At 56.8% G+C, this 12,105-nt stretch carries 11 protein-coding genes and 1 tRNA gene; 4 read left to right on the forward strand and 8 right to left on the reverse strand.

Annotated features, from left to right (window positions below):
* Window positions 1-53: 53 nt before the first annotated feature.
* From HMPREF1628_RS01005 to HMPREF1628_RS01020, 4 genes are all read right to left on the reverse strand, one after another.
* Entirely contained in the window at window positions 54-689 is a 636-nt protein-coding gene (locus HMPREF1628_RS01005) for a 50S ribosomal protein L25/general stress protein Ctc (RefSeq protein WP_034506784.1), read from the reverse strand.
* Window positions 690-820: 131 nt separating this feature from the next.
* Complete coding sequence (locus HMPREF1628_RS01010) at window positions 821-1,801, reverse strand: ribose-phosphate diphosphokinase (RefSeq protein WP_034506786.1); 981 nt, start codon at window positions 1,799-1,801, stop codon at window positions 821-823.
* Window positions 1,802-1,812: 11 nt separating this feature from the next.
* A complete protein-coding gene (locus HMPREF1628_RS01015; RefSeq protein ID WP_034506789.1) occupies window positions 1,813-2,844 on the reverse strand; it encodes a bifunctional UDP-N-acetylglucosamine diphosphorylase/glucosamine-1-phosphate N-acetyltransferase GlmU in 1,032 nt (343 codons plus the stop codon).
* A 165-nt stretch (window positions 2,845-3,009) separates the two neighbouring features.
* A tRNA-Gln gene (locus HMPREF1628_RS01020) sits at window positions 3,010-3,081 on the reverse strand.
* Between the two features lie 99 nt (window positions 3,082-3,180).
* Here HMPREF1628_RS01020 and HMPREF1628_RS01025 point away from each other — a divergent pair.
* The 4 genes from HMPREF1628_RS01025 (at window position 3,181) to HMPREF1628_RS01040 (ending at window position 6,951) form a co-directional block, all read left to right on the forward strand.
* Window positions 3,181-3,804 (forward strand): TetR/AcrR family transcriptional regulator, encoded by a 624-nt coding sequence (locus HMPREF1628_RS01025; RefSeq protein WP_034506792.1) that lies wholly within the window; start codon window positions 3,181-3,183, stop codon window positions 3,802-3,804.
* 55 nt (window positions 3,805-3,859) lie between these two features.
* Window positions 3,860-4,381, forward strand: coding sequence for a MarR family winged helix-turn-helix transcriptional regulator (locus tag HMPREF1628_RS01030; protein ID WP_370870620.1), 522 nt, complete (start codon window positions 3,860-3,862; stop codon window positions 4,379-4,381).
* 81 nt (window positions 4,382-4,462) lie between these two features.
* On the forward strand, window positions 4,463-5,290 hold the full coding sequence (locus tag HMPREF1628_RS01035; protein ID WP_084703138.1) for an ABC transporter ATP-binding protein: 828 nt from the start codon (window positions 4,463-4,465) through the stop codon (window positions 5,288-5,290).
* Window positions 5,275-6,951 carry a hypothetical protein gene (locus tag HMPREF1628_RS01040; protein ID WP_034506796.1) on the forward strand — a complete coding sequence of 559 codons (1,677 nt, stop codon included), beginning with the start codon at window positions 5,275-5,277 and terminating at the stop codon, window positions 6,949-6,951. Before HMPREF1628_RS01035 ends, HMPREF1628_RS01040 begins: the two co-directional genes overlap by 16 nt.
* Before the next feature lie 7 nt (window positions 6,952-6,958).
* Here HMPREF1628_RS01040 and HMPREF1628_RS01045 read toward each other — a convergent pair whose 3' ends face one another.
* The 4 genes from HMPREF1628_RS01045 to HMPREF1628_RS09225 all read right to left on the reverse strand — a co-directional run bounded on the left by HMPREF1628_RS01045 (window position 6,959) and on the right by HMPREF1628_RS09225 (window position 11,994).
* Window positions 6,959-8,899 carry an ABC-F family ATP-binding cassette domain-containing protein gene (locus HMPREF1628_RS01045; RefSeq protein WP_034506799.1) on the reverse strand — a complete coding sequence of 647 codons (1,941 nt, stop codon included), beginning with the start codon at window positions 8,897-8,899 and terminating at the stop codon, window positions 6,959-6,961.
* Complete coding sequence (gene ispE / locus HMPREF1628_RS01050) at window positions 8,899-9,840, reverse strand: 4-(cytidine 5'-diphospho)-2-C-methyl-D-erythritol kinase (RefSeq protein WP_034506801.1); 942 nt, start codon at window positions 9,838-9,840, stop codon at window positions 8,899-8,901. Before ispE ends, HMPREF1628_RS01045 begins: the two co-directional genes overlap by 1 nt.
* Window positions 9,840-10,754: a 16S rRNA (adenine(1518)-N(6)/adenine(1519)-N(6))-dimethyltransferase RsmA gene (gene rsmA, locus HMPREF1628_RS01055; RefSeq protein ID WP_034506804.1), complete on the reverse strand. Its 915-nt coding sequence runs from the start codon at window positions 10,752-10,754 to the stop codon at window positions 9,840-9,842. Before rsmA ends, ispE begins: the two co-directional genes overlap by 1 nt.
* An 85-nt stretch (window positions 10,755-10,839) precedes the next feature.
* Window positions 10,840-11,994 carry a resuscitation-promoting factor gene (locus tag HMPREF1628_RS09225; RefSeq protein ID WP_052038740.1) on the reverse strand — a complete coding sequence of 385 codons (1,155 nt, stop codon included), beginning with the start codon at window positions 11,992-11,994 and terminating at the stop codon, window positions 10,840-10,842.
* Window positions 11,995-12,105: the final 111 nt, after the last annotated feature.

A 12,105-nucleotide genomic window follows, 5' to 3' on the forward strand; every position in this document is an offset into this window, starting at 1 on the left:
TGGGAGACCCCGTCTCCCAATCCGCAACAGCTAAGTAGCTAACTCGGTGAGGATTACTCCTCTTCCGCAGCTGCTTCCTCGGCCTCAGCTTCGCCTTCAGCGGCTTCGCCCTCTTCGTCCTCGGCAACCTCCGGCTCTGGAACTTCCTCAGCAGCAACGATCGAAACCAGAACCTCTTCCGGATCCATCTCGTGCGTTACGCCCTCAGGCATTTCTAGCGCAGCAACCGTAAGGGTGTCGCCCTCGGTCATGCCCTCAATGGAAAGCTCGAAGCTCTGCGGAATGGCGATAACCGGAGCCTTGACCAGGATCTCGAAGTGCTCCTGGTTAGCGACCATGTTGTCCTTGACCTCACCGTGGACGATCAGCGGGACAGTAACCTCAACCGTCTCATCGCGGCGAACCGCAAACATGTCGACGTGCAGGATGTCACGACGAACCGGGTGACGCTGAATATCCTTAACGAGAGCAAGCTGCTCATTGCCGTCGAACACGAGGTTAACAAGAGCGTTCGCGCTGTCCTTAACTACAAGGAACGTCTCGTGGCCAGGCAGATCGAGGTGAATCGGATCAACAAAATCAGAGTAAACAACGGCCGGAACTAGGCCCTCGCGGCGTGCGCGACGAGAAGCGCCCTTACCGAACTCGGTGCGAACCTTCGCTTCCATACGCGTAATATCAGCAGGCATTTATCCTCCTAGGATCTCTCAAAATGAACGTGACCCCGGATGGTGGTGCGAAACAACGCGTTTCGAACGCCCTGTCGATAACGGCCAGCAACGCCAGCCCTCGCCGAGGCAACTTCAATAGTGTAGCGAAATTATGCGACCCCGTCGAATAGCGACGTCACCGAACCATCGTCAAATACCTCACGAATTGCGCGCGCAAGAAGCGGAGCGATGGAGAGGATGGTTAGTTTATCGAACCGCTTAGACGGGACAATCGGAAGAGTGTTGGTCACAACCACTTCCCTAGCGCCGCATTCGGAAAGACGCTGGGTTGCCGGATCAGAGAGAACGCCGTGCGTTGCCACTACGATCACGTCCTTGGCACCCGATGCAAGCAGAACCTTCACCGCCTCCGCAATCGTGCCACCCGTGTCAATAAGGTCATCCACCAAAACGCACTCGCGGCCCACCACGTCACCAACAACCCGGTTTGCAACTGCAACGTTTGGACGCGTGGTGTCGCGGGTCTTATGGATGAAAGCAAGGGGAGCTCCACCCAGCTTCTGCGACCATTTCTCCGCAACCCGAATACGGCCAGCATCAGGAGATACCACCGCAACGTTAGACAGATCCACGCGGGTACGAACATAGTCAACGAGGACTGGCATGGCCCACAGGTGATCGACCGGACCGTCAAAGAAACCTTGTGCCTGGGCCGCGTGCAAATCTACCGACATGAGGCGGTCAGCACCGGCGGCCTTGAAAAGATCAGACATGAGGCGGGCCGAAATGGGCTCGCGACCAAGGTGCTTCTTGTCTTGACGTCCATACGGGTAGAACGGCGCCACAACGGTGATGCGCTTCGCGCTTGCACGCTTGAGCGCGTCAATCATGATCAGCTGTTCCATAACCCACTTGTTGATGGGCTCGGTATGCGACTGGATAACAAACGCGTCACAGCCACGAACAGACTCGTTGAAGCGCACGTAAATCTCACCATTCGCAAAATCGTATGCCGTGGTGGGCAGAACACCCGTTTGAAGCTCCTCGCCAACAGCCGCCGCAAGCTCAGGGTAGGCTCGCCCTGACACCAGGATCAGGCGCTTTTCACCGGTGGTGATAATTCCAGTCACTTTAATTTCTCCTAAATGCGGTTTTGCAGCTGTTGGAAGGCGGGTAGAAGAGTGCCTGCTTCAACCTTCGTATCGAAGGCAAAGCAGTACGGCATGATGGAGCCCTCACCGACTTCTACATTTCGTAGCGTCGTATGAGGGCCAATTTCAGAATAAGAATCAATAAAAGTGTTGCCTTCGAGGATGCAGCCCGGCTCAATCGTCACATCCGGCGCGATTTCTACATCAACATCAATCCACGTTGAGGTTGGATCAACCACGGTTACGCCCCCGCGCATGTGTTCTTGGAGGATTCGCCGGTTCATTTCCGCACGAAGCTCGGATAGCTGGACGCGGTCATTACACCCCTGCGCCTGCCACACGTCCTCAAGAATGAAAGCTCCACACCTGCGGCCCCGCGCAATAGCCGCTGCAATGGTGTCGGTCAGATAAACCTCACCCTGGTCATTATCCGTCCCAAGCGTAGGTAGAACCTCGGCGAGGAAAGCCGCATCAAACGCGTAGATTCCCGCGTTAATTTCCCGCACAGCTAGTTCGTCTTCCGAGGCGTCGCGGTGCTCCACGATCTTCGTAACCGCACCCTCTTCACGAATAATCCGACCATAACCCGTGGGGTCTTCCACAACTGTTGTCACAACCGTAACCGCATTCTTCGCACTCTCGTGCGCCTCCCCCAGCTCGCGCAGCGTCTGCCCGGTAAGCAGGGGTACGTCAGCGGACGTAACGAAAACAGTTCCCGCGAGCTCATCCACGTGCTTCGCGAGTTCTTCCAATCCGCACTGAACGGCGCGACCCGTACCCGGAATCTCATCCTGATCTGCAATCACAGCATCCGGCGCGAAATCCTGCACCATCTGCGCCACGCGATCACGCTGGTGACGAATCACCACAACCTGTTTTGCTGCCCCGGATTCTTCTGCCGCAACAATTGCGTGTCCCAAAAGCGGGCGCCCACACATTGGATGAAGAACCTTTGGAGTATTGGACTTCATACGCGTGCCCTGACCTGCCGCCAGGACGATTACAGCCAACGGGTTACTCACATTCCCATCCTTTTGGTTTTGTAAAACCGCGAGAGTTACGTCAACACCTCCGATCTTAATAGGAACAGAGGCGCCGAGGCGAAAATTTAGGCAGACTCAATAAATTTTTGGGACGAAACGGGGGCAGACAAGAAAAACTCCCACGCGTTTGCGTGGGAGCAACCGTTCCGCCCCTAGGATTCGAACCCAGACCTCAAGGCACCAAAAGCCTGTGTGCTGCCGTTACACTAGGGCGGAAAGCCACAAGTCATTGTGCCATACTTTAAAGCTGAGCACCTAAACGAAACCGGTGCCAGTGATCGAAGTTAAAATGCCCGCGAGGGCGGAGGAAATAAAGTGGCTGCGAAAAGGACCAGGCTGAGCGCAATCGAACGCCGTGAACAACTCATCGCAACCGGACGTTCCGTTTTTGCCGCCCGCGGTTTTGACGCCACCACGGTAGAAGAAATCGCGAGTAAAGCGGGGGTAACAAAACCCGTTGTGTACGAACATTTTGGAGGCAAAGAGGGCCTCTACGCCGTGATCGTGGACCGGGAAGTACAGCTCCTTGTCACCACTATCACTAACTCGCTTAACTCGGCGGAGCACCCGCGTCGCATCGTTGAGAACACCGCTCTTGCCCTCCTGGACTACATTGACGAGCACACCGATGGCTTCCGCGTACTCGTTCGAGACGCTCCCCTAAACCGATCCGAAGGCTACTACTCCTCCGTCATCGGCGATGTAGCAAACAAGGTTGAGCATCTTGTTGCCGCCCGCTTCAAGGAAGCAAAACTAAATGCTAAAGCCGCCCCAATCTACGCGCAGATGCTGGTTGGACTAATCGCCCAAGTTGGTCAATGGTGGCTAGAAGAGCGCAGCCCCGATAAGAAGACCGTGGCCTCTCACATCGTTAACCTCACCTGGCTCGGACTACGAAATCTGCACCCCGATCCGCAGCTACTTAGCGACGCTGATTAAGGTGAACTTCAAAATCAACGAAGACAAGAGTCTTGATTTCAAGTATCTTTGAAGCGTGAGTGAAAACAAACGCATGCCCGTCCCAACTCCGGACGACGAGGTTGACCGCATCGTCAGCTCTTGGCAAAAAGAGAGGCCCGACCTCGACTCCACTCCCATGCTCGTTTTCTCGCGCATCACGCGACTGGCCCGCCACCTCGACCTCGCGCGGCGAAACGCGTTTCTTTCGCACGGCCTCGAGCCTTGGGAATTCGACGTTCTTTCGTCCCTACGCAGGTCCGGTAGCCCATATGCGCTCACCCCGGGCGTCCTCATGAACGAACTGCTCGTATCATCTGGAACCATGACCAACCGTATCGACAGGCTGGAAGCAAAAGGGCTTGTTGAACGATCCCCTTCCCCGTCGGACCGGCGCGCCGTCCTGGTGTCGCTAACCGTCGAGGGTCGCAAACGCGTGGACTCCGCGCTCAAATCACTACTTGACGACGAACGTAACCTGCTGGTTGGAATCAGCGAAGAAGATGAGCAGAGGCTTTCACTACTGTTGAAGCCGCTACTACTCGCATTCGACGCTTAACGCTAACGGTGCGCACCGCGTGCCTGCCAGCTTCATTACCTAACATTTTCGACCCGATTTGTACCCGATTAAGAGGAAATCGTGAGCAACGAAAACATGAACCCACAAGCTCCCACGAGCCCTAAGCAAAGCATTCATAGCACCCGCTTTGACGGACCGCCAATCGCGATAGATGCCCGCGGTCTAACAAAAGTTTTTGGGAACACCATTGCGGTTGGCAACCTAACGCTGGGAATCCCGCGCGGATCCTTCTTTGGCCTAGTTGGCCCCAATGGAGCAGGCAAAACCACTTTCCTTTCTATGGTTACTGGCATGCTCGTGCCAGACGCTGGAACCGCATACATTTCCGGGGTAGATATCTGGGACAAATCCGAAGAGGCCAAGGCCATGCTCGGAGTTCTGCCCGACGGATACCGACTGTTCGACCGCCTCTGTGGCGCTGCCCTGGTGGAATACATGGGAATGCTCCGCGGGCTCGATAAAGACACTGCCCGCACTCGGGCAAAAGAGCTACTCGAAGCGCTCGGCCTTGAAAACACCGGCAAGAAACTTGTAGCCGACTATTCGCAGGGCATGACGAAGAAAGTCGCACTGGCCTGCGCCCTCGTACACGGCCCGAAAATCGTTGTACTTGACGAGCCGTTTGAATCGGTAGACCCGATATCCGCGGCCGGTATTCGTAGCCTCCTAACCGAATTCGTAGAAGCTGGAGGCACCGTAGTGCTCTCCTCGCACGTTATGGACACGGTAGAAAAACTGTGCGACCACGTGGCGATCTTGAATCACGGTCAAGTGCTCGCGGCCGGCACCACTGAGCAAGTATCAGCCGGTAAGAGCCTGGACGAGCGCTTCCGCGAGCTCGTAGGTGGAGTGAAGGAAACAGGAGGTCTCGATTGGTTGCGTCAATAATTGGCCTTAAACTTCGCTCTTTGTGGAACAACCTAACCCAAAAATGGTGGAAGTTAGTTCTCGTTATCCTAGCCACGCTTTACTTTGGCGCATTCTTTGGCTTCATGCTCATCGCGCCGCTACTGATTCTTGACCCCAGCCTAATAACCCCGTTCACCAAAGTTGCCCTGCTGGTGGCCAGTGCTAGCACGCTAGCCTGGGCGGGCGCTCCCCTATTCGGTATGGGACTGGATGCCACAACCGCACCAAAGTCCTTCGCCCCTTATGTTGCGCCAACCAGATCTTTGTCTAGAGCGCTCCTTTACGCCTCGGTAGCAGGGCCGGCCGGCCTCATCACACTCCTCGTTTTCGTTGCCGGCACCGCGGGACTATTCAAGGTAAATGAGCCACTTTACGGCATTCTATCTATAGTGCTGATGCCGTTTGCTCTGGTCTCCCTTGCCCTCGTATCGCGGTTTATCAGCTTCTGGTTTGCTGCCCGCGTTGAGGCCTCTCAAGGTCGGCGCGACCTCATGCAAATGGTTGGCGTAGTCCTGTTTGTGGCTATCATGTGGGGTTTTTCCTACTTTATGTCGACCTTTGCAGAAGGCGGGATACACCTCGACGTTGGTGCTATGGCAAACATTGCGAAATGGACACCATTCGCTGGCATCGTTTCTATCCCCTACCTTCTTGCAGGCGGTGAGCTTATCCCCGCCCTCGTGCAAGTGGCTTACGGGGTAGCAATCTTTGCGGTACTTGGAGCCGGCTGGCACTCGCTAGTTCGCGGCGAAATGGTGGGGCGCAAACACGAACTCACCGGTGCGGCCAAGCAGGCCGTAGCCGCGGGACAAAGCGTTGTAGATCCAACTTTGGTAACCACTGAAATCAACACTGTTGCAGGTCTAGACCAACAGCTGAAGTCTCTAAACTTTTGGCTGAAACTGGGCCTCAACCCACCCACCGCTGCGCTGGCAGCCCGCAACCTTCACATGTGGGTGCGTGACGCGCGCCTAGCGCCCTCCCTCATCATCATGCTGATGATGCCGATTCTTGGTCTCGGCTTTTCGCTAAGCCCAACGGGTGCGTCCACGGGCTGGTTTCTATTCGTATTCACTCCCCTGATCTTCGGTCAGACTGCGGGTATGTTGCTCTCATACGACTCAACCGCCTACTGGATGCATGTCAGCGCGGGTGTAACCGGACGAGCCGACCGCTTCGGGCGCCTCTTCGCATCACTTCCCGCTCTAATCGTGGTTTCCATATTCAACGGCGTTCTGGCATCCATTGCACTACCAATCGGAATGTCCTGGCTAGCGCTGACCATCGCCTCGTTCTCACTGGGGCTGCTTACCGCAAGCCTGATGTCTGCCATAACTGGATACCGCGCATTTGGCGTGCAACCTCCGGGAACCTCCGCCATGTCTACCAAGGGTACGGCAAACCAAATGGCCACGTTTATTGGCGGCATGATCGTATTCATACTCGGTAGCTCGCTGATGGTCCCAGCAGTTCTTGCATACATCTACCTTGGCCCCATCATCACCGAGGCCGCGGTTTACCTCCTGGTATTGGTATGGACGCTGGCGATCAGCTACGTGGCCCTACGCATCGGAGCAGGCCTGCTCGAGCGCAACCAGGCCGCCATCTTGCAACAGATCAAGAGCTGGCCCGGCCATTAGACAGAGACTACTTGGCGCGTTCAGCGGCCTCTGCGGCCTCTAGCCACGCCATTTCTAGCTCATCATGCTCGCTTTGAGCATCTTGAAGTACGGCCGACACCCGGGCCATCTCGGCAATCTGATCCGCCGAGGGCTCCGGGTTTGCCGCGAGCTCTCCCAACTGGGCCTCGTATTTCTCTATCTGACTGGCCAGGCGATCCATCTGCCGCTCGATTCGGCGCGCTTCCTTCTGCGCTTCGCGGAACAGCTGCGCGTCGGAAGTTTTTGGCGCGGCCAAAGTTTTATGCGCGCCGTTTTTGCCCGGTTCTTCGCGGTTAGTATCTGACCACTGCGACGTCCCCCTACCGGCCACGCCACCCATGCCGGCCTCGCGCATCTGCAAATACTGCTCCACACCACCGGGAATGGCACGAAGCTTGCCGTCACCAAATAGAGCAAGTTGGTGAGTGGTAGTACGCTCCAGCAAATAACGATCGTGAGAAACCACTACCAGCGTGCCGGGGAAGGAATCCAGCAGATCTTCCATGGCCGCAAGCGTGTCAGTGTCGAGGTCGTTGGTAGGCTCATCCAGCAAAATCACGTTCGGCTCCGACATGAGCAGGCGGATGAGCTGCAACCTGCGCCTCTCCCCGCCCGAAATGTCAGCAACCGGGGTCCACGCCCTACTGCGCGTAAAACCGATTCGTTCAACCAGCTGGGAGGCAGACACCTCCCCATCGCCAATCATCACCGACTGCGCCACGTCAGCCACGGCCTCAACCACCCGCCTATGTGCGACTGCGTCTAGTTCATGCGTATCTTGCGAAAGCGTGCGCACCTTCACTGTTCTGCCGAGCTTTACCCGACCCGAATCGGGCTCCACCTCGCCACTAAGCAGGCGTAGCAGGGTGGTTTTACCCGCACCATTCACACCCACAATTCCCACGCGCTCAGCCGGAGCTAGACGGTAAGTCACGTCCTCAAAAATCGTGCGCTTCTCATCGCCCTCGCCAAAAGCTAAAGACACGCCTTCCAAGTCAATCACCTGTTTGCCCAGACGCGCGGTAGCCATGCGTACAAGTTCAACCTCATCGCGTGGAGGAGGCTCATTAACGATCAGTTCTTCCGCGGCCTCAATACGAAAACGAGGCTTCGAAGTGCGCGCGGGCGCGCCGCGGCGCAACCAGGCGAGCTCCTTGCGAAGCAGGTTTTGCCGTTTTTGTTCCGCTAGAGCGTTTTGGCGAGCCCTCTCCGCCCGGGCCAAAATGTAAGCCGCGTAGGAGCCCTCGTACATTTCGATTCGGCCCGGAACCTGCGGGCGAGAACCACCCGGATCAATACCTGGCACAACCTCCCACACGTGGGTGCACACCGCGTCCAAGAACCAGCGGTCGTGCGTCACCACGATCAGAGCACCACTATTACGGCCCGAACCATCGCGCGGCCCCATCCGCTGATTCAAATGTTTAGCCAGCCAAGATACGCCCTCAACATCCAAATGGTTCGTGGGCTCATCCAACACGAGGACGTCCGCCGGGTGCCCCTGCACGACACCCGCAGACAAAACTCGCGCCAAGTTCACGCGCCTGCGCTGACCTCCTGAAAGCTCACTCATTTTCGCTTCCAGATCAATATCAGCCAAAAGCCCCTCATGAACATCCCTAATCGCGGGCACAGACGCCCACTCGTGGGCTGCAAGTCCGGGATGAACCACGCTTTGAACCTTCTGATCGCTGATGACGTCGCGCTGAGACAAGTGCGCAAACGTGACACCATCGCGCACAATTATCTGGCCGCTATCTACCTCACGTTCGCCCGCGAGCATATCCAACAGCGTGGTTTTGCCCGCCCCGTTTGGGCCGAGCACACCAATGCGATCTCCGTCTGCCACCGAAACCGAAATGTCGGCCAAAATCTTGCGCGAACCACCTATCGCGCCAATGCTCTGCGTTCCAAAAAGATGTGCCACTACTCCACCTTTGCCGGCTGCGCGGGGCCAGACACCACCAGCGTGTTCTCCACCTCGGGCGCCTCTGCGAGGCGCTGCTCAATCTGGCGGGCATGCTCAAGGCTAGTTGCCAGCGCCGCTACCGTTGGGCCCGAACCGGACAGTAAAACTGCGAGCGGCCCGGCCTCTTCAATCACCTTCCACGCTTGCCCAAGCGTAGGGTGCATACTCAAAGCGGTTTCCTGCAGATCATTTTCTAATAGGCCCACCAGTTGCTCAGCACCTTCAAGCACACGCCAATCGCCCTCGCGCAAACTAGTAGGTAGCTTGCTCCGACCTCTGCCCGCCGCGTCAAACTCTTTGAACACGGCCGGCGTTGAAAGCCCCTGCCGCATCGTGCACATCACCCAGTAGTGCTCAGGCGTATCGGGCTGGTCCAGTCGCGTCATGTGGTCCCCATATCCCACGCCCAGGCTAATCCCACCTTCCAAACACGCCGGCACATCTGCGCCAAGCCCACGGGCAATCTCATGCATGCGCTCGCGATCGAGGTTTAACCCCAGGAGCCTATCAACCGCTACGAGGGTTGCGGCCGCGTCTGCGGAACCTCCGGCCATTCCGCCGGCTACCGGGATGCTCTTCTCAATCTCGATCTCGAGGACGTGGCCATCTGGAACCGCTGGAATAGCAAGCTTTGCGGCCTCCAAGATCAGTGCTCTTGCCGCTCGAAACGCCAGGTGTTTTGTAGGTTCCAAATCCGATAGGTCCGCGCCCAGCGTGTGCACTACGATCGGCATGCCGATTCGCGCAGATTCATCGCGTTGCGGGCGAAAACGAACGGTTGCTCGCTCCCTAATATTCAACGTTTCAAAAATCGAATAAAGCGGATGGTAGCCAAGTTGGTCGGGTTTACCTACCAAAAGGATAAGATTCAGCTTTCCCGGTGCACTCGCTGTGATCACTAGGCGCCCTGCTTCAACTCGTTGCGCGCCTTAGCTAAGGCCAAGAATTGGTCAATATCCAATACCTCACCTCGCGAAAGCGGGTCGATACCCGCGTTTTCTATCAATGCGTCCACGTCCACATCCGCCCACTTCTTCAAGGCAGCGCGAAGGGTTTTGCGACGCTGAGAGAACGCGGCATCCACAACCTCAAAAAGTTCTTGGCGAGTAACACCCGCCTGCTCGGCAGCCGGCAAAGCATCCGCCTCGTAACGCGAAATTCGCACCAGTGAAGAATCAACATTTGGGATGGGCCAAAAGACGCGCCGGGAAATGGTGCCAGCGAGCTCAGAATCGCCATACCAAGCGACCTTGACAGATGGCACGCCGTAGATTTTCGACCCCGGCGTAGCGCTCAAACGCTGCGCAACCTCCGTTTGCACCATCACCAAAAGCTCACGAATGGATGGGAAGTTATCCAATACACCTAGGATCAGCGGCACAGCCACGTTGTACGGAAGATTTGCCACGAGGCGGGTGGGAGCCTCCCAATCTTGCATCTCCCCCTCAACGGGCTTCGCCTCATTCAGACGGTCTAAAGTGGTGACCTTAAGAGCATCCGACTGCAGAACCCGAAGCGGCGCACCCGGCGCGTGTCCGGCTACGGTAGCCGGCAGGGCCGTTGCCAAAACCGGGTCAATCTCAATCGCTGTGACGCGCGCGCCGGCCTCCAACAAGCCTAGAGTCAAAGACCCAAGGCCCGGACCGATCTCTAACACGTGCTCACCGGCTACAACATTCGCAGCTTTCACGATCTTGCGAACTGTACCGGCATCGTGAACGAAGTTCTGACCCAGCATTTTTGTAGGTTGGATGTGAAGGGCGGCGCAGATCTCGCGCACATCCCTTAGCGTCAACAACTTAACTTCGCTCATACAACCATTCTACCGGGCAGACACAGACACAAATTACAAGGGGAAGTGGTAGCTGTGCCACCACTTCCCCTACTAGAGCTTTGGTTTATCGCAATCCAAGCATCGACGAGCACGCCGGCCACTGTCCCCAACCAGCGCGCTGCTGGAGGATCTGGGCGCGCATCGTCTGCTCTTCAGCCGAAGCATCCGACGGCAGGCCACTGCCACCTACCGCTCGCCATGTAGGTAGCGAGAACTGGTAGAGACCGTAGAAGCCATTACCGGTATTTGCGCCCGGATTGCCACCGGACTCACACTGAGCCAGCGCGGCCCAAACCCCGGCCGGTGCAGAACCCGTGCCTGAACCCTGCTGCGGAGCAGCCGCTGCGGCTCCGGCCGGGCGCTTCTTGGTGCCACGCTCAACGATCTTGTCGGTAGGCTCTTCGCGATCTTCAGAGACCTTGGTAGAGACAAGAGCTTCACTGCCGCGCTTCTGCTCGTACTTTACAGTGGTGATCTTGCCCTTCTGGCCCTCTTGCACCACGCGGGATTCACCCTCGTAAAGCTCGTCCGTGTCACGCTCAACCGTCTTGAAATCAAGCTCCTCGACGTCGGTGACGGTGCCGCGCGTTTGGCGCACAATGTTCACCTTCACATCGCCATCACCGGTTTCCAGGAAGACCTGATCAATGGGCGATGGAGTAATGTTCGCGGCTTCGAGGATCTCAGGGACCGTAGCATCCTCAGGAACCTCAACGGACTTGGCATTGCCATCAACCACAACGCTTACAGTGCCAGCCTCGTTAAGAACAGCCGGCAGGGCCTCGCGAACACTCGAACGATTCGCGGCGATGGCAACGTTGCGGCCCGAATCAGCAAACACGCTCATCACGCCCTCAAGCGAATCAGCGGTAGACCAAACCTCAGAGCGGCCCTTATCATCGTGAATCGTGTAAGGCTTCGCAGACGTGAACGTAATGGTCTGGCCCTTTTGGACCGGAGCGGAAACTGCAGGGGTTACGAGATCATGCTCGCCAACGTTTACACCAGCCGCCTCCAGCGCGCCGCCAACCGTGCCGCCCCAGACCGTTACAACCGAAGTTGCACCATCAGCGTTTACCAGGACGTCGGTACGCTCCGAAGCAATCGAAACACCAGCCGTCGCTACGAGGGCCAAAGCAGACGCAGCTGCAACGGATTTAATGGTCGTTTTCGATGCGTTCGTTGCCCAACGGGCTGACGCTACATTATTGAAAGCCAAACTTTTACCTCTTGAGTAGATAACTAACTACTCCCTACCGTAGCCAGATCGTTATAGAAATGGGAAGCTAATCCGCTGGCAAATTGTGCAAGCTCACACAAAGTTTGTGTC

This window comes from Actinomyces sp. S4-C9, from assembly GCF_000758775.1.
Classification (GTDB): Bacteria; Actinomycetota; Actinomycetes; order Actinomycetales; family Actinomycetaceae; genus Gleimia; species Gleimia europaea.